Origin of the sequence: Nocardiopsis coralli (assembly GCF_014892575.1) — a bacterium.
Classification (GTDB): Bacteria; Actinomycetota; Actinomycetes; order Streptosporangiales; family Streptosporangiaceae; genus Nocardiopsis; species Nocardiopsis coralli.
Window position 1 is genome coordinate 20,228 of the sequence record NZ_JADBGI010000025.1, and the last position, 22,362, is coordinate 42,589.

General features: G+C 71.3%; 18 protein-coding genes and 1 pseudogene. 10 read left to right on the forward strand and 9 right to left on the reverse strand.

Going from position 1 to position 22,362, the window contains the following annotated elements; all coding sequences use genetic code 11:
- Positions 1 to 128: 128 nt before the first annotated feature.
- From IDM40_RS22670 to IDM40_RS22685, 4 genes are all read right to left on the reverse strand, one after another.
- Entirely contained in the window at positions 129 to 848 is a 720-nt protein-coding gene (locus IDM40_RS22670) for a cytidylate kinase-like family protein (RefSeq protein ID WP_193124069.1), read from the reverse strand.
- Between the two features lie 253 nt (positions 849 to 1,101).
- Positions 1,102 to 2,055 carry a tetratricopeptide repeat protein gene (locus tag IDM40_RS22675; protein WP_193124070.1) on the reverse strand — a complete coding sequence of 318 codons (954 nt, stop codon included), beginning with the start codon at positions 2,053 to 2,055 and terminating at the stop codon, positions 1,102 to 1,104.
- A 104-nt stretch (positions 2,056 to 2,159) separates the two neighbouring features.
- Entirely contained in the window at positions 2,160 to 3,890 is a 1,731-nt protein-coding gene (locus tag IDM40_RS22680) for an acyl-CoA mutase large subunit family protein (RefSeq protein ID WP_193124071.1), read from the reverse strand.
- 74 nt (positions 3,891 to 3,964) lie between these two features.
- Entirely contained in the window at positions 3,965 to 4,486 is a 522-nt protein-coding gene (locus IDM40_RS22685; RefSeq protein WP_193124135.1) for a MarR family winged helix-turn-helix transcriptional regulator, read from the reverse strand.
- A gap of 351 nt (positions 4,487 to 4,837) precedes the next feature.
- On the opposite strand from IDM40_RS22685, the pseudogene IDM40_RS22690 reads away from it, so the two are divergent.
- Positions 4,838 to 6,524, forward strand: a pseudogene (locus tag IDM40_RS22690) (glycosyl hydrolase family 18 protein).
- Between the two features lie 191 nt (positions 6,525 to 6,715).
- On the opposite strand, the gene meaB reads toward IDM40_RS22690, so the two are convergent.
- The gene (gene meaB / locus IDM40_RS22695; RefSeq protein ID WP_193124072.1) at positions 6,716 to 7,666 is read right to left on the reverse strand and encodes a methylmalonyl Co-A mutase-associated GTPase MeaB; all 951 of its coding nucleotides are present in this window, start codon (positions 7,664 to 7,666) and stop codon (positions 6,716 to 6,718) included.
- A gap of 147 nt (positions 7,667 to 7,813) precedes the next feature.
- The gene (locus IDM40_RS22700; RefSeq protein ID WP_193124073.1) at positions 7,814 to 9,001 is read right to left on the reverse strand and encodes an acetyl-CoA C-acetyltransferase; all 1,188 of its coding nucleotides are present in this window, start codon (positions 8,999 to 9,001) and stop codon (positions 7,814 to 7,816) included.
- An 84-nt stretch (positions 9,002 to 9,085) separates the two neighbouring features.
- Here IDM40_RS22700 and mce point away from each other — a divergent pair, with 84 nt between their 5' ends.
- Both mce and IDM40_RS22710 read left to right on the forward strand, forming a co-directional pair.
- Complete coding sequence (gene mce / locus IDM40_RS22705; protein WP_193124074.1) at positions 9,086 to 9,544, forward strand: methylmalonyl-CoA epimerase; 459 nt, start codon at positions 9,086 to 9,088, stop codon at positions 9,542 to 9,544.
- 425 nt (positions 9,545 to 9,969) lie between these two features.
- Complete coding sequence (locus tag IDM40_RS22710; protein ID WP_193124075.1) at positions 9,970 to 11,313, forward strand: DivIVA domain-containing protein; 1,344 nt, start codon at positions 9,970 to 9,972, stop codon at positions 11,311 to 11,313.
- 1,083 nt (positions 11,314 to 12,396) lie between these two features.
- Here the strand turns inward: IDM40_RS22710 and IDM40_RS22715 are convergent.
- The 3 genes from IDM40_RS22715 to IDM40_RS22725 all read right to left on the reverse strand — a co-directional run bounded on the left by IDM40_RS22715 (position 12,397) and on the right by IDM40_RS22725 (position 14,874).
- A complete protein-coding gene (locus tag IDM40_RS22715; protein WP_193124076.1) occupies positions 12,397 to 13,140 on the reverse strand; it encodes an alpha/beta hydrolase in 744 nt (247 codons plus the stop codon).
- A gap of 32 nt (positions 13,141 to 13,172) precedes the next feature.
- Positions 13,173 to 13,496 (reverse strand): ATP/GTP-binding protein, encoded by a 324-nt coding sequence (locus tag IDM40_RS22720; RefSeq protein ID WP_193124077.1) that lies wholly within the window; start codon positions 13,494 to 13,496, stop codon positions 13,173 to 13,175.
- Between the two features lie 160 nt (positions 13,497 to 13,656).
- The gene (locus IDM40_RS22725) at positions 13,657 to 14,874 is read right to left on the reverse strand and encodes a 3-hydroxyacyl-CoA dehydrogenase (RefSeq protein ID WP_193124078.1); all 1,218 of its coding nucleotides are present in this window, start codon (positions 14,872 to 14,874) and stop codon (positions 13,657 to 13,659) included.
- Positions 14,875 to 15,066: 192 nt separating this feature from the next.
- Between IDM40_RS22725 and nucS the strand changes: the two genes are divergently transcribed.
- The 7 genes from nucS (at position 15,067) to IDM40_RS22760 (ending at position 22,264) form a co-directional block, all read left to right on the forward strand.
- On the forward strand, positions 15,067 to 15,744 hold the full coding sequence (gene nucS / locus IDM40_RS22730) for an endonuclease NucS (protein WP_193124079.1): 678 nt from the start codon (positions 15,067 to 15,069) through the stop codon (positions 15,742 to 15,744).
- A gap of 129 nt (positions 15,745 to 15,873) precedes the next feature.
- On the forward strand, positions 15,874 to 16,734 hold the full coding sequence (locus IDM40_RS22735) for an ABC transporter ATP-binding protein (protein ID WP_193124080.1): 861 nt from the start codon (positions 15,874 to 15,876) through the stop codon (positions 16,732 to 16,734).
- The gene (locus IDM40_RS22740) at positions 16,731 to 17,588 is read left to right on the forward strand and encodes an ABC transporter permease (protein ID WP_193124081.1); all 858 of its coding nucleotides are present in this window, start codon (positions 16,731 to 16,733) and stop codon (positions 17,586 to 17,588) included. Before IDM40_RS22735 ends, IDM40_RS22740 begins: the two co-directional genes overlap by 4 nt.
- A 7-nt stretch (positions 17,589 to 17,595) precedes the next feature.
- Complete coding sequence (locus tag IDM40_RS22745) at positions 17,596 to 18,948, forward strand: sensor histidine kinase (protein ID WP_193124082.1); 1,353 nt, start codon at positions 17,596 to 17,598, stop codon at positions 18,946 to 18,948.
- Entirely contained in the window at positions 18,945 to 19,580 is a 636-nt protein-coding gene (locus IDM40_RS22750; RefSeq protein ID WP_193124083.1) for a response regulator transcription factor, read from the forward strand. The genes IDM40_RS22745 and IDM40_RS22750 overlap by 4 nt, the downstream gene beginning before the upstream one ends.
- Positions 19,581 to 19,712: 132 nt before the next feature.
- On the forward strand, positions 19,713 to 20,375 hold the full coding sequence (locus IDM40_RS22755) for a DUF1707 SHOCT-like domain-containing protein (protein WP_193124084.1): 663 nt from the start codon (positions 19,713 to 19,715) through the stop codon (positions 20,373 to 20,375).
- A gap of 263 nt (positions 20,376 to 20,638) precedes the next feature.
- Positions 20,639 to 22,264, forward strand: a complete 1,626-nt coding sequence (locus IDM40_RS22760; RefSeq protein WP_216631178.1) for a M20/M25/M40 family metallo-hydrolase — start codon at positions 20,639 to 20,641, stop codon at positions 22,262 to 22,264.
- Positions 22,265 to 22,362 lie beyond the last annotated feature (98 nt).

Here is a 22,362-nt window from a genome sequence, read left to right on the forward strand (position 1 = left end):
ACCCGGGGGACCCTCGACGAGTCGCCTCACACTACCCGAGTCAAGCGACCTACGTCAGCACAAGAAGACAATTAACGTCAGGGTAAAAAATCGCATAACTTCCGCAGCCCTGATCGTGCCGAAACCCGCTATGGGGACCCGGTTCCACCCTCCGAGCGGTCGAGAGCGGCGCGCACGACGAGGTCCACACAGGCCTCCAACGACAGCACCGTGGTGTCGAGCACCACGTGGTAGAGGCCGGGATCGGAGGAGTCCACCCGGTAGAAGCGACGCACGTAGGCCGCGCGGGCCCGGTCGTTGTCGTCGAGGAGCTTGCCGGTCGGCCCCTGCTCGCCCCACCCGAGGTCGCCGGCCTCCTGCCGGTCCCCGTACTCCCACAGGCGCCGCACACGGTCGAGACGGGCGTCGCGGTCACCGTCCAGGCGCACGTGCAGCGCAGTCGGATGATCGGCCAGCACGAACGCACCCGCGCGCCCGAGCACCACGCCGCCCCTGCGTCCGACCTCCTGGATGACCTGTTCGGTGCGCTCGACGAACTCGTGGTCGTAGAGGAGCCGCCCGGTGTCGTCGGTGGTACCGATGAAGGCGGTGTCGACGCTGCCGAGCGTCACCGTGGGGAGCCGTGCGGCGCTGGCGAGCAGCCGTTCGAAGCCGCCGGGGGCACGGTCGTCACGTCGGCGCACCTCGTCGAGGGAGCACCCGATGCGTTCGGCGACGGCCGAGGGGACGGCACGGTCGAGGAAGTCGACGTCGAACCGTGCGGCGACCGCCGGCCCCACGACACTGCCTCCGGCGCCGTAGGTGGCGGAGACGGTGACGACCGGGCTGCGGGGAGGATCGCTGGCCATGGCACACCTGCCGGGGTCTCGCCTGAGGGCCGGGGGCCCTTCCGTGGCCCGTTCTTACCCGGAGCCCCGCCGTCCATACCGGGGCAGGGCCCGTGGTGCGCGTGCGGAAGAAGCCGATCTTTTTCCGTTGTGTGCCACGGTGAGCGAAAGATGACAGAAGATCCCCGGTGGGACTTTTCTCCCGGGACTTCACACGGGACCCCACACGAACGGGCCGGCCCGGGCCACACCCGAGCCGGCCCGCGCGGGGTCTTCAGAACAGGGCGGCGGTGAGCTTGCGCCGCGCGGTGTTGACCCGCGGGTCACCCGGGGGCAGCACGTCGAACAGGGCGAGCAGGCGTGCGCGGACCCTCTCGCGCTCGTCGCCGGAGGTGCGCTTGACCGTCGCGACCAGACGGTCGAAGGCGTCCTCGGCCTGGCCCCGGTAGATGTCCATGTCGGCGACGACGAGCTGGGCGTCGACGTCGGCGGGGCGCTCCTGGGCCGCGGTCAGCGCGGACTCGGGGTCCACGTCCTGCAGACGGCCCACCAGCCCCACCTGGGCGAGGCGGCTCTTGGACTCGGTGTCGGAGGGGTCGGCCTCCACGGCCTTGCTGTAGACCTCCTCGGCGGCGGCGAAGTCACCGCGGTCCAGCGCCTCCTGGGCCTGGACGTCGACGGGGCGGCCCCGCGGCTCGGGCTCGTCCTCCTCGGCACCGGCGGCGGGCTCACCCTCGACCTCGACGGTCCCGGGGTGGCCCTCTGGGAGCATCCCCTGCTGGGCCAGCGCGGCGAAGACCTGGCCCAGGCCCTCGCGGAGCTGCTCCTCACTGGCCGGGCCCTGCGCCAGCGGCATGACCTGGCCCTGGATCGCGACCAGGATCGAGGGCGGGGACTGCACCTGCAGCGCCTGGGTGACACGGGGGCTGGCCTCGCTGTCGACCTTGGCCAGGTACCAGTTGCCGCCCGAGCGCGCCGAGAGGTTGTCCAGGGCGGTCTCGACCTGCGCGGACTGTTCGGACCAGCCCGCCAGTACGGCCAGGACGACCGGCAGGTTCACCGACCGCTCCAGCACCTCGGTCTGGAAGTTGGACTCGTCGATGTTGACGGCGTACGGGTTGGTTCGACCCGTTGACTCCGCCGCACGCTGTTTGGCCTCACGCTCCATGGCCGCCTTGCGCGCACCGAGGTCAACGGCACTGTTCGGGGAAAAGTCCGAAGGCTGCATGGTTCCATCCTGCCGCATACACACAGCGGCGGTGGACGCCGGGACACGTGGCGCCCACCGCGTTCCGGGCGCGGCCGGCAGCGTGGTCGGCCGCACCCGGGCGCTCAGAAGCGGGGGTCCTCGGTGTGGGTCCCGAAGACCTCGCCCATGGCCGCGCAGATCTCCCCGAGGGTGGCCTCGGCTCGGGCGGCCTCCATGATGAGCGGGATGAGGTTGCCCTCCGGCTTCCGGGCCCCCTCGAGCAGGTCGGCCAGCGCGCGGTCGACGGCGGCCGCGTCCCGGTTCTCGCGGCGTTCGGTGAGGTCCTGCTTCTGCTCGCGCTCGACCTCGTGGCTGATGCGCAGGATGTCGAGCTCGCCGGAGACGGTGCTGGTGTGGCAGTTGACGCCGACGATGCGCTTGTCGCCCTTCTCGAGGGCCTGCTGGTACTGGAAGGCCGACTCGGCGATCTCGGAGGTGAAGTACCCGTTGTCGATGCCGGCGAGGATGCCCGAGGTCATGGGACCGATGGCGTGCTCGGTGCCGCGTCCGCCGCCCATGTGCAGGATCTGGGCGAAGATGCGCTCGGCCTCGGCCTCGAGTTCGTCGGTGAGCGACTCCAGGTACCAGGATCCGCCGAGCGGGTCGGCGACGTTGGCGACGCCGGTCTCCTCCATGAGCACCTGCTGGGTGCGCAGGGCGATCTCCGCGGACTGCTCGGTGGGCAGCGCGAGGGTCTCGTCGAGCGCGTTGGTGTGCAGGGAGTTGGTACCGCCCAGGATCGCCGCGAGCGCCTCGACCGCGGTGCGCACCACGTTGTTGTAGGGCTGCTGGGCGGTCAGGGAGACCCCGGCGGTCTGGGTGTGGAAACGCAGCCACAGGGACTTCTCGCTGGTGGCGCCGTACTCCTCGCTCATCCACCGCGCCCAGATGCGGCGGGCGGCGCGGAACTTGGCGATCTCCTCGAAGAAGTCGATGTGGGAGTCGAAGAAGAACGACAGCCCCGGCGCGAACCGGTCGATGTCCAGCCCGCGCGAGAGGCCGAGCTCGACGTAGCCGAACCCGTCGGCGAGTGTGTAGGCGAGCTCCTGCGCGGCCGTGGCTCCGGCCTCGCGGATGTGGTAGCCGGACACCGAGAGCGGCTTGTAGGCCGGGATGTGCTCGGCGCAGTACTCCATGAGGTCGCCGATGAGGCGCAGCTGCGGTTCCGGCGGGTACAGCCACTCCTTCTGGGCGATGTACTCCTTGAAGATGTCGGTCTGCAGCGTGCCGTTGAGCGTGGTGATGTGGACACCCTGGCGCTCGGCGGCCACGAGGTACATGCAGAAGGCCGGGACCGCGGGGCCGCTGATCGTCATCGACGTGGTGGTCTCGCCGAGCGGGATCTGATCGAAGAGCAGGTCCATGTCGGAGACCGAGTCGACGGCGACGCCGCAGTGTCCCACCTCGCCCAGCGCGTGGGCGGAGTCGGAGTCGTAGCCCATGAGGGTGGGCATGTCGAAAGCGACCGAGAGTCCCCCGCCGCCGTTGGCGAGGATCATCTTGTAGCGCTCGTTGGTCTGCCGGGCGTTGCCGAACCCGGCGAACTGGCGGATGGTCCAGGTGCGCCCGCGGTATCCGGTGGGGTACAGGCCGCGGGTGTAGGGGTACTCGCCCGGCCATCCGATGCGTTCGAAACCGGGGACCTCGGCGCCGGGTCGCGGGCCGTAGGCCGGTTCCAGGGGGCGTCCGGACAGCGAGGTGAAGTCGGCGTCGCGCTTGCGTGCGGCGTCGTAACGGCGCTGCCAGCGTTCGCGCCCGGCCTCGATGTCGTCCGCCCCGCCGCCCTGGGTGGGGCCGTTCGTGGTGTTCGCCATACCGAAATAGTAGGACGTCCAAATAATTCTGTACAGGGACGGACGGATCGGCGCCCGCACCCTGCCGCCGGAGGTCAGCCGTGTTCGGAGGCCTCCACGGCGGGTTCGGGGAAGTCACCGAAGTCGACCCGCAGGCGGGTGAGCACGCGGTGCATCTCCCACAGCTGGTCGTCGGAGTAACAGCCCAGGCCGAAGTCCATACCCAACAGGGCCTGCGTGGCCTCCTCGGTGACCTCGCGCCCGGCTTCGGTGATCTCGGCGAGCACGCCGCGGCCGTCGCTGGGGTTGGGGAGGCGGACCACCAGACCCTGGTTCTCGAGCCGGTCGATGGTGTTGGTGACGCTGGTCGGGTGCACCATGAGGCGCTCGCCGACCTTGCCCAGGGGTAGGGACCCGGTGTTGCTGAAGGTCAGCAGCACCAGGGCCTCGTACCGGGCGAAGGTCAGGCCGAAGGGTTTGAGCGCCCCGTCCAGCTCTCCGATGAGGATCTGCTGCGCGCGCATCACCGAGGTGACCGCGGCCATCGCCGGAGAGGCACCCCACCTGCGTGTCCAGTTCTCGTGTGCCCGCTCGATCGGGTCGAACGGGAGATTCAACGGGTTTCCCACGCGATCACTGTATTCAGCGCGGGGAGACGCTCCCGCCACGGAGGGCGACTACCACCAGGGCACTGTCGGGGCAAGGGGTGTGGCGTGGCCACAAGGGGACAGCCACCACGGGCCGTGACCCGTTGACGACCACAGGAATTATTAGTTAAGTTTCCTAAAAATTTATCCCCCCACGTCAGAGGCCCGCGACCATGACCCTCTGTTCCGGACCGCTCCGAGCGCCACCAGCACGGCGTCCGCCCGCGGCCCACCCGTCCCGCCCCACGTGCCCCGGAACGCCCCTCCGTCCCCGGCGCCCCAGGATCCACTCCCCCTCCCTCGACCAGGAGATCCCCCGACGTGAGCGCACGACGTCCTCCGGCCACCCTCGCCACCGCGGCCGCCGCCCTGTTGGTGGCACCGCTCGCCCTGACCGCGACCGCTGCCTCGCCGGCCTCTGCACAGGAGACCGCCACCGACCACGGGCTCACGGTCACCCACACCGAGTCCGACCGCTGGGACACCGGCTACAGCGCCGAGATCACGGTGCACAACGACTCCGACTCCCCGGTCCACGAATGGGAGATCGAGTTCGCCCTCCCCGACGGCAGCAGTGTCCACGAGCTCTGGAACGCCGCCGTCACCGACCACGACGGTTCCTACACCGTCACCCCTCCGCACTGGGGAGCCGCCGTACCGGCCGGCGGCAGCTACACCTTCGGCCTCAACGGGCTCCACCAGGGCGGCTCCACCGACCCGGTCGACTGCACCGTCAACGGCGCCCCCTGCGACGGTTCCGAGGAACCCGGGACCGGGCCCGACCACGACCGGCTCGCCGTCGCCTACTTCGCCGGCTGGGGACCCGAGGACCGCGACCACCACCTGCGCGACGTCGTGGAGTCCGGCAACGCCGACCGCCTCACCCACGTCAACTACGCGTTCGGCAACGTCTCCGAGGACGGCCGCTGCTTCATGACCGACGACCCCGACGGAGGGCGACGCGGCCGCCGACTACACGCGGGCCGTTGCTGCCGAGGACAGCGTCGACGGGGTGGCCGACGACCCCGGACAGGAACTGCGCGGCAACTTCAACCAGCTCCTCAAGCTCAAGGAGGCCCACCCCCACCTGCAGGTCTCGATCTCCCTCGGCGGATGGAACTGGTCGAAGAACTTCTCCGACGCGGTGCTGACCCCGGAGTCGCGCGAGGAGCTCGTGAGTTCCTGCATCGACCTCTACCTGCGCGGGGACCTGCCCGAGCTCGACGGCGCCGGCGGTGAGGGCGCGGCCGCGGGGGTCTTCGACGGCATCGACCTCGACTGGGAGTGGCCCGGTTCGCCCGGCCACCCCGACAACGTCATCCGCGAGGAGGACAAGGAGAACTTCACCGCACTCGTGCAGGAGTTCCGGTCCCAGCTCGACGAGCTCGGCGCGGAGACCGGCGAGCACCACACGCTGAGCGCCTACCTCCCCGCGACCGGCGAGAAGCTCGACCTGGGCTTCGAGCTCGACGAGATCATGCCCGCGTTCGACTTCGCCACGGTGCAGGGTTACGACTACCACGGCACCTGGGAGGAGACCACGAACTTCCACTCCAACCTGGTCGTGCACCCCGACGACCCCGGCCCGCACCTGTCCTCCGAGGACGTGCTCGCCGCCTACACCGAACGCGGTGTCGACCCGGAGCAGTTGGTCATGGGCGTGCCGTTCTACAGCCAGGGATGGACCGGCGTGGAACCCGGGCCGAACGGCGACGGCCTCTTCCAGGAGGCGGACGGACCCGCCGAGGGCCTGCACGAGGACGGCACGGAGAACTGGCGCGACCTCGCCGGGCGCGAGGGCTTCGACCTGCACCGGGACGACGAACTCGGTGTGGCCTGGCTCTACGACGGCGACACGTTCTGGACCTACGACGACGGGACCGCCCTGGAGCAGAAGGCCTCCTGGGCCGTCGGTAACGGGATGGCCGGAGTGACGGCCTGGTCCCTGGACGGTGACGACGACGAGGGCACCCTGCTCGGTGCCGTCGACGGCGCACTGCACGAGTGACCGGACGAACAGGAGCGGTGCGGCGGGGCGCGGCCGCACCGTTCCTCCCAGGACACCGGCCGCGAGGCCGGGACCGACCGGCGCCGGTGCTCTGATCCGGGGAGCACCGTCGTCGCAACCGGTGCGGGCCCTGCCGGGGGTCCGCACCGGTCCAACTCATGGCCGGCGGGCGCAGGCGGCAGGGCCCCGGCTCAGGCCTCGGTGAGCTCGGCGGCGAGGGTGTCCGCGGCGGTGTAGGGGTCGGTGCGGCCCTCGGCGACCTCGGCGGCCAGATGGTCCAGGCCCTTCCCGGACCCCGGATCCGTCATCCGCGAGCGCAGCAGTTCCAGCGCGATCGCCTGCACCTCCTCGCGGGCGCGGGCGCGGCGGCGCTCGGCCAGCTCACCGGAGGCCTCCAGGTGGGCGTAGTGCTCGCGCACGCGTTCCCACAGGTCCCCGATGCCCTCGTCCCGGTCGGCGACGGTCATCTCGATCGGGGGTTTCCACTCGTGGTCGTCGCGGTCCTTCATCGCCACCATCTGCCGCAGCTCGCGCAGGGTCACACGGGCGCCGTCCCGGTCGGCCTTGTTGACCGCGAGCACGTCGGCGATCTCCAGCACGCCCGCCTTCGACGCCTGGATCGCGTCGCCCATGCCCGGGGCGCTGAGCACCACGGTGGTGTCGGCCTGCCCGGCGATGGCGACCTCGGCCTGACCCACCCCGACGGTCTCCACGAGGATCACGTCGAAGCCGGCCGCGTCGAGCACCCGCAGGGCGTGCGGGGCGGCCCACGACAGCCCGCCCAGGTGCCCGCGGTTGGCCATGGAACGGATGTAGACACCCGCGTCGGTGGCGTGGTCCTGCATCCGCACCCGGTCGCCGAGCAGGGCGCCGCCGGTGAACGGGGAGGAGGGGTCCACGGCCAGCACCGCGACCGTCAGCCCTTTGCCACGCACCGCGCGCACCACCGCGTTCGTGGTGGTCGACTTGCCCACCCCCGGGGACCCGGTGAACCCGACGACCTGGGCGTGCCCGGTGTGCGGGGCCAGGCCCGCCATGATCTCGCGCAGTTGCGGCGCACCGTTCTCCACCAGGGTGATCGCGCGGGCCAGCGCCCTGCGGTCACCGGCGCGGACCCGGTCGACCAACTGGGGGGTGTTCATGGGGACTCCTCGACGTCGGCGGGGCGGGCACGGGACGGGGTCTCCGCCCGGCCGCGGATGGGTGCGTGGGCCCGGTGGTGCCACGCGGCGCGCGGGCGCCGCCGGGTGGGGCAGCGCCCGCGCAGGGAGCGTCGGACGTCCGGGGGTCTACTCGCCCGGGACCGTGAACAGCAGGGCGTCACCCTGGCCGCCACCGCCGCACAGGGCGGCAGCGCCCGTGCCGCCGCCGCGCCGGCGCAGCTCGTGCACCAGGTGCAGCGCGATCCGGGCGCCGGACGCACCGATGGGGTGGCCGATCGCGATGGCGCCGCCGTTGACGTTGACGATCTCGTCGGAGATACCGAGCTCCTCGGTCGACCTGAGCCCGACCGCGGCGAAGGCCTCGTTGATCTCGACCAGGTCGAGGTCGGCCACGCCCTTGCCCGCCTTGCCCAGCGCGTGCTTGATCGCGTTCGAGGGCTGGGAGTGCAGGGAGTTGTCCGGGCCGGCGACGTTGCCGTGCGCACCGATCTCGGCCAGCACGGGCGCACCCAGCTCCTCGGCCTTGGCGCGGCTCATCACGACCACGGCGGCGGCGCCGTCGGAGATCTGCGAGGAGGAACCGGCGGTGATGGTGCCCTCGCGGTCGAAGGCCGGGCGCAGCTTGGCCAGGCCCTCGGCGGTGGTGTCGGCGCGCACGCCCTCGTCGCGGTCGAAGACCACCGGGTCGCCCTTGCGCTGGGGGATCTCCACCGGCACGATCTCGTCGTCGAAGAAGCCCTTGTCCTGGGCGGCGGCGGCCCGCTGGTGGGACCGGGCGGCGAAGGCGTCCTGCTCGGGACGGCCGATGCCGAGCTTGCCGTTGTGGCGCTCGGTGGAGGCGCCCATCGAGTCGCCCTCGAAGGCGTCGGTGAGCCCGTCGTGCTCGGTCGCGTCCAGGACCTCGATCGCACCGTACTTGTAACCCTTGCGGGACTTGGGAAGCAGGTGGGGGGCGTTGGTCATCGACTCCATGCCGCCCGCGACGACCACGTCGAACTCGCCCGCGCTGATGAGCTGGTCGGCGAGCGCGATCGCGTCCAGGCCGGACAGGCACACCTTGTTGACCGTCACCGAGGGGACGTCCATGGGGATGCCGGCCTTCACGGCGGCCTGGCGGGAGGGGATCTGGCCGGCGCCCGCCTGGAGCACCTGTCCCATGACCACGTACCCGACCTGTTCACCGCTGATCCCGGCGCGCTCCAGGGCGGCCTCGATCGCGAAGCCGCCCAGGTCGGCGGCGGAGAACCCGGCGAGGGAGCCGAGGAGTCGGCCGGTGGGGGTCCGGGCCCCACCGACGATGACGGAACCGGGCATGGTTACTGGCCTCCAAGTGATGGGTGTCGCACCTGGTCTGCAACCATACCCAGACCCCCTACCGCGACCATCGGGAGGTTCATCTTGAGCACCGCACCCACGCCCGGCGTCCCCTTCAGCGGCCTGACCCGCCTGGACCACGTCGGTATCGCCTGCCGCGACCTCGACGCGTCCATCGACCTGTACCGCCGCACGTACGGGTTCGAGGTCGAGCACGAGGAGGTGAACGAGGAACAGGGCGTCCGGGAGGCCATGCTCCGGATCAACGGCACGGACGACGGTGGTGCAACATATCTGCAACTTCTCGAGCCGACCCGTGAGGACTCCCCCGTCGCCAAGTTCCTCGACCGCAACGGTGAAGGGGTGCACCACATCGCGTTCGGGACCGCGGACGTGGCCGGGTCCGCGCAGGAGGTCGGAGGGACCGGGGTGCGCGTCCTGGACGCCGAACCGCGGCGCGGGACCGCCGGTTCCAGCATCGTGTTCCTGCACCCCAAGGACTGCGGGGGCGTGCTGACCGAACTGGTACAGAACGCCCACTGACCGGCTTGCGCGACACGCCCGCATCACGGGGGCGTTCCGGACTCATCACAGGTTCGATGGCGAAGGTGTGGCTGACCTCAGACACCACCGGAAGTTGGCCGAAAGCCTCTTCTCACGGGCCCCGCCCTTGATAAAGTCGCCGAAGGTGTGTTCGGCGGTCGCCGTCCGTCGCGAGCGGCGCAGCAGGCCGACTGTCCGCCGAGCACATTTCAGAAGCTGGATTCGACCACCGGTGTCGGTCCGCGCCCCCGAGGGCCGGATCGGACAGGTCGAACCGGGTCAGCCGCAGCACGTGCCCGGCGTATTCACGTTGGCCGGCCCCGCGGGGTCGGTCCGTCCAGCGGGGAGAGCAGCCCAGCAGCCCTCCGACCCCGTCCCCGGCCGTTCACAAGTAGCCGTCTCGCACCCGTTCAGGATTCCGCCACATGCCCTCAAACAACATCGACGCCCAGCTCAACAACATTTTCGACGAGGACAACGCCCCGCCAGAATTCGACGTGGTGTTGCGTGGCTTCGACCGCAACCAGGTGACGGACTACCTGGAGAGCCTGCGTGCCGAGGTGAAGCAGGCCAACGAGAAGGCCGACAAGTACAAGGGCGACCTCACCGCGAAGAACCGGCAGCTCGCCGAGCGGGAGCGTCCGTCCTACTCCGGTCTGGGCTCGCGCATCGAGGAGCTCCTGCGCCTGGCCGAGGAGCAGGCCAACGAGCTCGTGCAGAGCGCCCAGATCGACGCCAACGACATCCGTTCGGCCGCCAAGATCGAGGCCGCCGAGATGCGCGCGGCCGCCGAATCCGAGGCGACCGAGACGCGCGCCGTCGCACAGCGCGAGTCCGACGAGATGCGGCAGACGGCCGAGTCCGAGGCCGAGGAGATCAGCACCACCGCCCGTCGCGAGGCGGACGAGCTGACCTCCACGACCGAGCGCGAGGTCCAGAAGAAGCGTTCTGCCGTCGACCACGAGATCGCCGAGAAGCGCGCCACTTTCGAGGGTGAGATCGCCAAGCTGCGCACGACCACCGAGCGCGAGTGCGCTCAGGCCCGTGCCGCCGCCAAGCGTGAGCGCGACGAGACGATCCAGTCCGCCAAGAGCCAGGCCGAGGAGCTGCGCAAGAACGCCGAGCGGGCCTTCGCCGAGTCGGAGGCGCGCCGGACCGAGGCCGAGGACCAGTTCGAGCTCCAGCTCACCGACCGCCGTGCGGAGGCCGAGCGCCAGGACGCCGAGCGTCTGGCCGCGGCGCAGGCCGCGACCCAGAAGATGGTCAACGAGGCCGAGGAGCGTGCCGCCAGCGCCGAGCAGCGGGCCACCAAGGCCAGCTCGCAGGCCGAGCAGACCCGCCGCGAGGCCGAGAACAACGCCAAGCAGCTCGTCGGGAACGCGAAGAAGAACGCGTCCCAGATCGAGGCGGAGGCCAAGTCCAAGGCCGAGCACGCGGTGAGCGACGCCAAGGCCGAGGCCAACCGGATCCACACGGCCGCCAAGAAGGAGGTCGACGAGCTCAACCGCCAGCGCGACAGCATCCAGTCGCACCTGCAGCAGCTGCGCCAGCTGCTGGGTGGCGGTGGCGGCGCCCCGGCCGGCGGTGCACCCGCCGTGGGGGCCGCTCCGGAGCAGGCCGCGATCCCCGAGTCCGCCGAGCAGCAGCCGGCGCAGGCCGAGCCCGCGCCCGCCGCTCCGGCTCCCGCCGCCCAGGAGGAGCCGCGCCAGCCGGCCGCCGCCGGCAAGGGCAGCGAGGCCGACGAGGACGAGGACTGGTGGCAGGAGTAGGAGGCAGGGTGCCGGACCCCGGCATCGGCCTCAGCGCCTGAAACCCGGTGGCCCCGGGGGACGCATCACGCGGACCCCGGGGCCGCTTCATGTGCGGGGTGCCCGGCGCAGTGGTGGAAGCAGTGGTGGAACTCGGCCCGGACCGGTCCCACGGGGGCGCATGGCGTCTCTCGGGCGGCGTCCTGAGCACGAGGGACGGCCACTGGCTCGGCCTGGGCAGACGGGACACGCTCACGCCCCGGAGCGGGGATGCGACGAGGCGGAACGGGGGCCGGACCGGGCGAGCGGTCCGGCGTTCCCAGGCGCATGACGGGGGTACGGCGGTGACGGGCGACGGGCGTCGGGACCGGCCCGAACACACCTGCACGCCACCTGCGGACCCCACGCCGACGCCGCGCGTTCCGTGTGGTGCCCGTCCGCGAAAGCTCTACGGCCTGCCCTCGCGTGTTCTGGACCTCACGTGTGCAGGGGAACCACCACCGCGTGGGTTCTACGGCCCTCGCACGTTCACGCTGCGCGGCATGCCTCGCGCATCTCAGGTGTCCTGGGATGCCCAACGTGCAAGGGTTTCCTTGCGCGTTGGGCGTCTCCCACCGGCCCTTCGGCCCTCACGTGTTCGAGAGGCACCCAGCCGCGTAGGTTCTCACGGCCCTCGGGTACACGTCCCGCGGCGTTCTGCGCGCCTCGTAAGAGCGGCAAACACACCTCACACGTCCCGGGACGTCCCACTCACAAGGGTTCGCGTGCGTCCTCTGTGCGTGGGTCGCCGAGGGCCCTACGACCCTCACGTGTCCTGAGACGTCCCGACCGCAAAAGCTCTACGGCCTCGCGCATGCCAGGGGGCGCCCCCACCCGCAAAAGCTCTACGACATCCCGCGTATGCCAAGGGCACCTCTCACGCGTGCAGGAGGAACCCACCACCCGCGTGGGCTCTACGGCCCTCGCGTACATGTCCCGCGGCATTCCGCCTGCCGCACACGCCTCACACGTCCAGGGGTGTCCCAGCCGCGAAAGCTCTTCGACCCCACGCATTCCGGGGGCGCCCGTGGAGGCCCTACGACCCTCAGGTGTTCGGGGGAACGATCAGCGCGGGGGCTGCACGTCCCGCTCGTACGGGCCGTCCCACTCGGTGGGCAGCGGGTGGGCGTCGGGGTTGACGCGCTTGACGATCTCGTCGAGCACGCGGCGCACGTACGGCTCCCCGACCCACAGGTGCTTGGCGCCGTCGACGCCGATGATCTCGGCCTGCGTCAGCGGCTCGAACCGCCGCGCGGCCTCCTCGGGCTGCAGGAAGTCGTCGTGCTCGGGCACGAGCGCGACGACGGGCTTGCCGGAGTCCGCCCACACCTTCATGTCGGCCTCGTCCGCGCGGTGCAGCGGCGGCGACAGCAGCATCGCGCCCTCGATCTGCGGGTCGCATCCCCACTTGAGGGCGAGCTCGGTACCGAACGACCACCCGACGAGCCACGGCGCGGGCAGGCCCTCGAACTCGGTGAACTCGATCGCGGCCATCACGTCGTGCTTCTCGGTCTCACCCTCGCCGAACTCGCCCTGGCTGGTGCCGTGGCGCGAGCTCGTCCCGCGGGTGTTGAACCGCAGCACCGCGACGTCGGCCAGCGCCGGAAGCCGGAAGGAGGCCTTGCGCAGCACGTGGCTGTCCATCATGCCCTCGGCCGTGGGCAGCGGGTGCAGCGTCAGCAGGGTCGCGACCGGCGCCCGGCCGTCCGGCGGCAGCGCGAGCTCACCGATGAGCTCCAGACCGTCGGCGGTGTGCAGGGTGATCTCACGGCGCTCGGCGGGCAGCACCGTGGTGGCTCTGATCTCCATGGTTCCTCGGGTGTCGTCGGGACGGCTCGGGTTCAGTAACGGGGAGAACGGCGCGAACGCCGGTCCCAACAGGAGGAGTGCCAGTGGCGGCGGTCGCCCCCGTCGCCGTACGGGCGCCAGGCCACGATGTGGGCCATGCCCACCGGGACCATCTGGGCGCACCCGGGACAGCGGTAGGGCTTGGTGGCCGAGGCACCGGGGATCCGGCGCGTCACCCACTCCCCGTCGGGTCCGTTCTCACGTCGTTGGCCACCGGTGACACGCAGCATGAGGGCGTCCTCGTCGGGGACGCCGGAGGCGTTGTTGTTCTTGCCCCGGGAGGACTTGCGTCGGGGGGAGTTTCGGCGCGGACTCACCGTTCAAGGGTAGAAGAGATCGACCGGTGGCTGCCAACACGGCCCTTCCGCCTGTGGACGACGGCGGTGGGGACCGCCGTTCACGGGCCCCGCGCACGACGGTGGCCGCCGCCCCGCGGGACGACGGCCACCGGATCGTTCGGTCAGCTCCGAGGAGGCCTCAGCCGTGGCAGGCGCAGCCGCCGCCGTGGCCCTGGACCTCGTCCTCGGCGTCGGGCATGCGGTCCACCAGCAGCGGCGCGGGCGCGGCGACGGTGGTGAGGCTGTACTCGCCCATCGCCATCAGGGTCGCGACGACGGGGGTCGCACCGCGGTCGGCCAAAAGCTCCGTGGGGCCCTTGGGGTAACCGCAGCCGAAACGCATGGCGGTGTCGATGTCCTCGGCGGTGGCGTAGGCGTCGCCGATCATGCGCATCGCGTCGTCGATCTGCGGGGCCACGAGCATCTCGCCCAGGTCGAGCATGTCCTCCTCGCGCACCATCTGCGCGAACCGGCCCTCGGGCTGCGGCTCGGCGGCCTCGTCCTTGCCGGCGTAGAAGCCCTGGCCGGACTTGCGCCCGTAGTGCCCGGCGGCGACCATCCGGCGCAGCAGCGGGGAGGCGACGTAACGCGGGTCGCGGTACTCGTCCCAGAGCACGTCCATGACGGCCAGGCACACGTCCAGGCCCACCATGTCGGCGAGGGTGAGCGGGCCCATGGGCAGCCCGGCGGCCTTCTGGACGGCGGAGTCGATCTCCTCGCGCGAGGCGATCCTGCGCTCGTACAGCTTGATGGCGTCGTTGATGTAGGGCACCAGGAGCGCGTTGGCGACGAAGCCCGCGCGGTCGCCCACGGCGATCGGGGTCTTGCCGATGCGCTTGGCGACCTCGGTGACCACGTCGACGGTCTCCTCACTGGTGGAGACCGTCGTGATGACCTCCGCCAGCTTCATGACGGGGGCGGGGTTGAAGAAGTGGAGCCCCACGACCTTGTCCGCACGCCCGGTGAGCGCGGCGATCTCGGTGACCGACAGCGAGGAGGTGTTGGTGGCCAGGATCGTGCCGGGAGGGCAGATCCGGTCCAGGTCACCGAAGACGTCCCGCTTGATCGCGATGCTCTCGGGGACGGCCTCCACGACGAAGTCCGCGTCCGAGAGGTCCTCACGCGAGGAGGTGAACGTCAGACGCCCGTCGATCTCAGCGCGCTCCTCCTCGCTGATCTTGCCCTTGCTCACCGCCTTCGAGAGGGACTTGTCGAGGTGGCCCTTGCCGCGGTCGAGGGCGGCCTGGTCGATCTCCACACCGACGACGTTGAATCCCGCGCGGGCGAACACCTCGGCGATGCCCGCGCCCATCGTGCCGAGTCCGACGACTCCGACCTTGTCAAATTCCTGCACCATGGGCCCCACCCTAGAGGGCACCCAGTGCCAGCGTGTGCACGGGAGTGCCCGAACTGCTCGGAGCCCGGCCCTGTTCACGCCTCCGACGCCGCACCACCCCCGTCGCACCCCGCGCCGGCGTGGGAAGGGCGACCCCGGCGGGCCCCCGGAACCGCCCTCGAGCGCCCCGCGGAGGCGGTAACGTTGCCTCCCGTGCGTCTCGTGATCGCGCGGTGCAGTGTCGACTACGTCGGCCGTCTCACCGCCCACCTGCCGATGGCTCCCCGGCTGATCCTCATCAAGGCCGACGGGAGCGTGTCCGTCCATGCCGATGACCGGGCCTTCAAGCCTCTGAACTGGATGAACCCGCCGTGCAAGGTCCTCGAGGAGACCGTCGACGACGGCCCCGACGTCTGGACCGTCACGCACAGCAAGTCGGGTGAGAAGCTCGTGCTCACGATGGAGGAGATCATGCACGACTCCTCCCACGAGCTGGGCAAGGACCCCGGGTTGCAGAAGGACGGGGTGGAGTCCCACCTCCAGGAGCTGCTGGCCGAGCACATCACCACGCTCGGCGACGGGTACACACTCATCCGCCGCGAGTACCCGACGGCGATCGGGCCGGTCGACATCCTGTGCCGCGACGCCGACAACGCCACGGTCGCGGTCGAGCTCAAGCGCCGCGGCGACATCGACGGCGTGGAGCAGCTGACCCGGTACCTGGAGCTGCTCAACCGCGACTCGACCCTCGCCCCGGTCACCGGTGTCTTCGCCGCCCAGGAGATCAAGCCGCAGGCCCGCGTGCTCGCCGAGGACCGCGGGATCCGCTGTGTGGTGCTCGACTACGAGGAACTGCGCGGCATCGAACCCGACGTCCTGCGCCTCTTCTAGCGCCGGTCCCCGGCCCCTCCTTCCCGCCCTCTCCGTCCGCCCGGCCGCCCCGGGGGTCCACCGACCGGAGGACCCCCGGCGCCCGCACGGCCGATACCCCCGCCGCTCGCCGCGCGGGAGGGTCGGAGCATGGACGAAACGGCGATCGAGGTCACCGACCTCCGCAAGAGTTACGGCAGCACACACGCCGTCGCAGGGGTGGACCTGAGGGTCCCCCGCGGCGAGATCTTCTCCTTCCTCGGCCCCAACGGCGCGGGCAAGTCCACGACCGTCGAGATCCTCGAGGGGTTCCGCCACCGCGACTCCGGCACCGTGCGCGTGCTGGGCGAGGACCCCGGCCGGGCGGGTCGCCGCTGGCGGGCCCGGATCGGGGTGGTCTGGCAGAAGGAGACCATGACCCCGAGGGTCCCCGTCCGGGACCTGGTCCGCCACTTCGCGGGTTATTACCCCTCCCCCGCCGACCCCGACGAGGTCGTCGAGCGCGTGGGCCTCGCCGAGAAGGCCGGCGCCCTGCCCGATGTGCTCTCCGGCGGACAGCGGCGCCGCCTGGACGTGGCCCTGGGCATGATCGGCCGCCCCGAACTGCTCTTCCTCGACGAACCGACCACCGGTTTCGATCCCGAGGCGCGACGGGACTTCTGGGAACTGATCCGTGACCTCGCCGGCGGCGGCACCACGATCGTGCTCACCACGCACTACCTGGAGGAGGCCGAGGCCCTCGCCGACCGGGTGTGCGTGGTCGCCGGCGGCCGGGTCCGGGCCCTGGACACCCCCGCCGACCTGGGCGGACGCGCCGCCGCGCGGGCGACCGTGCGCTGGTTCGAGGACGGCCGCCGCCAAGAAATCGCCACCGACACACCCACGCGGACGGTCGGCGAGGTGGCGTCCCGGTTCGACGGCGAGGTCCCGGAACTGACCGTGCACCGCCCGACCCTCGAGGAGATCTACCTCGGCCTGATCGAGGACGACCGGACGGAGGTCCCGGCATGAACGCGCCCACGACCAACCCCACGAACCCCGCCCGTCCCGCCCCCGAACGTTCCACCCGCCTCCCCGGCACGTTCCGCCTGGGCCTGAGCCGGGGCATCGTGGAGATCCGGTCGTTCGTGCGCGAGTGGGAGAGCATGATCTTCACGTTCTCCATGCCCGCGCTGATCCTGCTCTTCTTCGCCGTGATCTTCGACGACATGTTCGACATCAACATGAGCGCCGTGGACTACTACCTGCCCGGGCTCATCGCGATGGGGCTCATGTCGGTGAGCTTCCAGACCCTGGGCGTGGCGGTGGCCACCGAACGCGACCAGGGCGGGCTGCGCCGCCTGCGGGGCACGCCCCTGCCGCCGGCCTCGTACTTCATCGGCAAGACGGTGCTGGTGCTGTTCCTGGCGGTGGGCCAGGTGGCTCTCCTGTTGGGCGTGGCCGTGCTCTTCTTCGACGCGGCCCTGCCGTCCGGCGCGGAGTCCTGGGTGACCGTGGGATGGGTCTTCGTGCTCGGGACGGTCGCCTGCGCGCTCCTGGGCCTGGCCGCCAGCTCCCTTGCGCGTACGGCCCAGGCGGCGTCGGCGGTGATCATCGTGCCGTTCCTGCTGCTGCAGTTCACCTCGGGCATCTTCGTTCCCGTGCCCGCACTGCCGGAGTGGGTCTTCAACGGCGCAGCGCTGTTCCCGCTGTTGTGGATGGCCCAAGGGCTGCGCGCGGGTTTCTTCCCCGACGAGATGGCCTCGATGGAGGTATCGGGGTCGTGGGACCTGCCTCTGGTCGCCCTGGCCCTGGGCACGTGGTGTGTGGTGGGCTTGGTCGTCACACTGGCCACGTTCCGGTGGAAGACACGGAAGGACGGCTGAGACGGCGATGCGGGAGAGCGGCGAGGTCCACGCCTGGGAGATCGGCCGCGGGTGGGACCTCTACTACACGGGCGTGATCACGGCCCTGCTCGTCTTCAACGCGCTGACGACCGAGCCCGGCCCGCGGTTGTGGATCGCCACGGCGCTGGGGGCGACGCTCCTTCCCCTGTACTGGTTCGCGGCCCACCGCCTCAACCGCAACGACGAGCACGGGACCCCGCCGACCCGGGTGTTCGTGCTGGTGGTCGCGGCGATCTGCTCGACCATCATCGTGCTCAGCGACAACATGGGGTTCGCGGTACTGGCGCTGTCCCCGCTGTGTTTCATGACCGGAGGCGCGGTCTACGGCGCCCTCGCGCTGGCGATCATGCTCGTCGCCCCCAGTGTGGTGCAGGGGGTCGCCGAAGGGGCCCCACCCGCCCAGCTCATGCCCGGGGTCGCGGCCAACCTGATGATCGCGGGCTTCGGGTTCTGGCTCGCGCGGTGGTACGAGAAGGTTGTCGAGCAGAGCTGGGAACGCGCCGAGCTCATCGAGCAGCTGAGGGAGAGCCGGGCGGAGGCGACCCGGCTCTCGGAACAGGCCGGGGCGATGGCCGAACGCGAGCACCTGGCGCGCGAGATGCACGACACGCTCGCCCAAGGGTTCACCAGCATCATCACCCTCACCCAGGCGGTGGAGTCGGAGATGGGTTCCGACCCCGCCGCGGCCCGGCGCCATCTGGCCCTCATGCGCGAGACGGCGACCGACAACCTCGCCGAGACGCGGGCGATGGTGGCCGCGCGCGGACCGGTCCCGTTGGAGGAGGACGACCTGGAGGCGGCCCTGGCCCGCCTGGCCGAGCGTTCGGGTTCCGAGCTCGGCATCACCATCTGCACGGAGGTCGTGGGCAGCGGCCTGCCGTTGCCCGGGGACGCGCAGGTGTGCCTGTTGCGCACCGCTCAGGAGGCGCTGGCCAACGTGCGCAAGCACTCCGGGGCCGGGTCGGCGCGGGTGCGGTTGGCCCACACCGACGTAGGGGTCTCGCTGACGGTGCGCGACGACGGCCGCGGGTTCGACCCCGGCAACGGGAACGGACACGGGAACGGGCTGGCCAACATGCGCCGGCGCGCGCTCGACCTGAACGGGGTGCTCGACGTGGAGTCCGATCCCGGGCAGGGCACGACCGTGAGGCTGTCCCTGGCGACCGAGGACCCCGAGGACGCGGAACCGGCCTCCGATTCCGGCACCGCCGGGGCTGCAGGCCGACACAACGACGAAGGCACGCAGACGGAGACCGCCGCGGGCGCGCCCCGGCACGGAACGGAAGAGACGATGGACGGCACACGACCCCTCACCCCACGCCCCGGGGAGACCCCATGATCAAGGTCCTGCTGGTGGACGACCACCCCGTGGTGCGCGAGGGCATCCGGGGCATGCTGGAGGCCGAACCCGACCTCGCCATCGTCGGTGAGGCCGCCTCCGGCCCCGAGGCGGTGGCGCGGGTGGCCGAGCTCGGGCCGGACGTGGTGCTCATGGACCTGCGCATGCCCGGCGGGGACGGCGCCGAGGCGACGGCGCGCCTGCGGGAAGAGGCCCCCGAGGTGCACGTGTTGGTGCTGACCACCTACGACACCGACCGCGACATCCTGCGCGCGGTCGAGGCGGGGGCCACGGGTTACCTGCTCAAGGACACCCCGCGCGCAGAACTGGCCGAGTCGGTGCGCAGCGCGGCCCGCGGCGAGACGGTGCTCAGCGGGCGCCTGGCCGGCAAGGTGCTCACGGGTATGCGCCGCGGCCAGGAACCCGAGTCCCCGGTCCTGTCCCCGCGTGAGACCGAGGTCCTGCGCCTGGCCGCCGAGGGGCGCACCAACGCGGCGGTCGGCAGGGCCCTGCACATCAGCGCGACCACGGTCAAGACCCACTTGATGCGTGTGTACGAGAAGCTCGGGGTCAGTGACCGGACCGCGGCGGTCTCGCAGGCGATCCGGCGTGGGTTACTGCCGGAGGGCTGAGCGCCGCGGTTCCGAGCACGCGGGCTCCGGGGTGGAAGGGCCCCGGCACGGAACCGGAAACCGCCCGTTCTCAGGGTGAGGTCAGGGGTCGGCCCCGATGCGTGGGCTGCCGGGGGCGGACAGAATCGGCATATGGTGGAAGACGTGAGCCAGACAGATCCCCCAGGACCCGACCGGATGCGGGCCTCGGACGCCGACCGCGACGCCGTGGCGAACCGACTGCGCGACGCGCTCGCCGAGGGCCGGCTGGACCTCGACGAGCACAACGAGCGCCTGGAGTCGACGTACCGCGCCAAGACGGTCGGCGAGCTGGTTCCGCTCACCGAGGACCTCCCGGACTCGCCCTCGGAGTCCGCGCTGACCCAGCCCTCCCCCGGGGCACTGCGTCCCTCACGCGGTTCCCGACGGGTGGTGGACGGCGAGCCCACGAGCTCCGCCGCCATCGCGATCATGGGCGGGGCCAACCGTTCGGGTGACTGGACCCTGCCCGGGCACTACGTGGCCACGGCGGTCATGGGCGGCGTCGAGCTGGACCTGCGCAACGCCAAGTTCACCCAGCGCGAGACGACGATCTGGTGCAACGTCCTCATGGGCGGCATCGGCATCATCGTTCCCTACGACGTCGAGGTACGGGTGCACGGGATCCCGATCATGGGCGGGTTCGGGGTGGACAGCGACTCCCCGGTGCGCAACGACCCGGACGTGCCGATCGTGCACATCCGCGGGATCGCGATCATGGGCGGGGTCGGCGCGGAGTACCGGTCGTGGAAGGACGACGAGGACGAGGACGAGTGACACCGGCCCGTCGGTGTCCGTCCGGCGAGCCCGCTCGGCGTCGGGAACCCCTGCCGTGCACCGGCTCCGGGCCGCGGCGGACCGTCCATCCAACCACAGGGCCATCGCGAAGGTAAGGGTCCTGGCTGGTTGTGGCAATGCGGGCACGGTCCCCTTGCCGAACACGTGTACGCGGTGACAGGCTTCCTCCTCCGACAGCGCCCATGGTGTCCGTCCCCCAACACCGTCACAGCCGTGCGGGGCGGGCGCCCCATCCCAGGAGGATGAGAGTGCAAGTACCCGCACCGGAGCCCGCGACCACGACCGGCCCCAGGGGCCTGTCCCTCGCCGCCGCAGCGGCGGCCGGCGCGCTGGTCCTGACCGCGAGCACGCCGGCCCTGGGGGCACCCGCCCACACGGCGGATCCCCATGAGCAGGCCACCCCCACCGACGCGGCCGCCGTGACCCCGCCGGAGGTCTTCACCGCACCGCACCCGGGCCTTCCGGCCGAGATCCCGGCGGAGGCCGCGCTCTCCGACCTGGTCACCGCCGAGGCGATCGGGTGGCACATGGAGAACCTGTCCACGATCGCCGAGTACAACGGCGGCAACCGGGCCACGAACACACCCGGCTACGACGTGTCCGCGCTGTACGTGGAGGACCAGCTCCAGCGCGCGGGGTACGAGACCTGGCGCGACGAGTACGACTACGAACTCTGGCGTGAGCAGTCCGATCCCGTCCTGGGTGTGACCGCCCCCGACGAGGTGGAGCTGGTCGAGGACGAGGACTTCAACACGATGTCGTACTCCGGGTCGGGCGAGGTCTCGGCCCCGGCGGTGGCGGTCGCGGACGGCGACCCGGCGGGCGGCTGCGCGGCCGAGGACTTCGCCGACTTCCCCGAGGGCGCCGTGGCGATCACGGTGCGCGGGGAGTGCGCGTTCGGCGACAAGGTACGCAACGCCGCCGACGCGGGCGCCTCCGCGGCCCTGGTGGTCAACGACGAGGACGAGTCGTTCCTCGGCACCGTCGAGGAGCCCGTGGACATCCCGGCGCTGGGTGTGTCCGGGTTGGCCGGGGCCGACCTGCTGGCGGCCGGCGACGGGCTGGAGCTCGAGGTCGCCGTCGACGCCGAGATCTCGGAGGAGAGCTCCTACAGCGTGCTCGCCGAGACCGCGGGCGGCGCCGACGACAACGTGGTGATGGTCGGCGGGCACCTGGACAGCGTCGAGGACGGCCCGGGCATCAACGACAACGCGAGCGGGACCGGCTTCGTGCTGGAGACCGCGATCCAGATGGCGCAGCAGGAGCAGCCCGAGAACAAGGTGCGCTTCGCCTTCTGGGGCACCGAGGAGGAGGGCCTGACCGGGTCCAACGAGTACGTGGCCGGCCTGAGCGAGGAGGAGCTCGACGCGGTCGCGCTGTACCTCAACTTCGACATGATCGGCTCGCACAACTACGCGCGGTTCGTGCTCGACGGGCGTATGGAGCTGGAGGACTCGCAGGACGCGCCTCCCGGGTCCGGTGCGATCGCCGAGATCCTGGAGGAGGGCTTCGACGCGCAGGACCAGGTGCACGAGCCCGGCGTGCTGAGCGGGCGCAGCGACTACTTCGCGTTCATGGAGGAGGGAGTGCCCTCCGGCGGCCTGTTCAGCGGCGGCGACGGCACCAAGACCGAGGAACAGGCCGAGTGGTACGGCGGGACCGCGGGTGAGCCGTTCGACCCCTACTACCACACGGCCGACGACACCCTGGAGAACGTCAACTGGGACTCGGTCGCGGATCTGTCCGGCGCGGCCGCGCACGGTGTGGAGACACTGGCCGAGAGCACGCTCCCGGTCAACGGGGTGACCCCGATGGCCGACCGCGAGCCGGTGGAGCTGCCGCGCAAGGGCGACGCCTGGTTGCGGTGATGCCGGGGGCCGGCCCCTGATCAGGGTTCCGGGGCCGGGTCCCGAGCGGGGCCCGGCCCCGCCGCATGTCCCGGACACAGAAGTGGCGGGCGGCGTGA

Coding starts and splice junctions, on each gene's coding strand:
- IDM40_RS22670 (WP_193124069.1), bottom strand. CDS start 848: ATGGCCAGCGATCCTCCCCGCAGCCCGGTCGTCACCGTCTCCGCCACC.
- IDM40_RS22675 (WP_193124070.1), bottom strand. CDS start 2,055: ATGCAGCCTTCGGACTTTTCCCCGAACAGTGCCGTTGACCTCGGTGCG.
- IDM40_RS22680 (WP_193124071.1), bottom strand. CDS start 3,890: ATGGCGAACACCACGAACGGCCCCACCCAGGGCGGCGGGGCGGACGAC.
- meaB (WP_193124072.1), bottom strand. CDS start 7,666: ATGAACACCCCCCAGTTGGTCGACCGGGTCCGCGCCGGTGACCGCAGG.
- IDM40_RS22700 (WP_193124073.1), bottom strand. CDS start 9,001: ATGCCCGGTTCCGTCATCGTCGGTGGGGCCCGGACCCCCACCGGCCGA.
- IDM40_RS22710 (WP_193124075.1), top strand. CDS start 9,970: ATGCCCTCAAACAACATCGACGCCCAGCTCAACAACATTTTCGACGAG.
- IDM40_RS22715 (WP_193124076.1), bottom strand. CDS start 13,140: ATGGAGATCAGAGCCACCACGGTGCTGCCCGCCGAGCGCCGTGAGATC.
- IDM40_RS22725 (WP_193124078.1), bottom strand. CDS start 14,874: ATGGTGCAGGAATTTGACAAGGTCGGAGTCGTCGGACTCGGCACGATG.
- IDM40_RS22735 (WP_193124080.1), top strand. CDS start 15,874: ATGGACGAAACGGCGATCGAGGTCACCGACCTCCGCAAGAGTTACGGC.
- IDM40_RS22740 (WP_193124081.1), top strand. CDS start 16,731: ATGAACGCGCCCACGACCAACCCCACGAACCCCGCCCGTCCCGCCCCC.
- IDM40_RS22745 (WP_193124082.1), top strand. CDS start 17,596: ATGCGGGAGAGCGGCGAGGTCCACGCCTGGGAGATCGGCCGCGGGTGG.
- IDM40_RS22750 (WP_193124083.1), top strand. CDS start 18,945: ATGATCAAGGTCCTGCTGGTGGACGACCACCCCGTGGTGCGCGAGGGC.
- IDM40_RS22755 (WP_193124084.1), top strand. CDS start 19,713: ATGGTGGAAGACGTGAGCCAGACAGATCCCCCAGGACCCGACCGGATG.
- IDM40_RS22760 (WP_216631178.1), top strand. CDS start 20,639: ATGAGAGTGCAAGTACCCGCACCGGAGCCCGCGACCACGACCGGCCCC.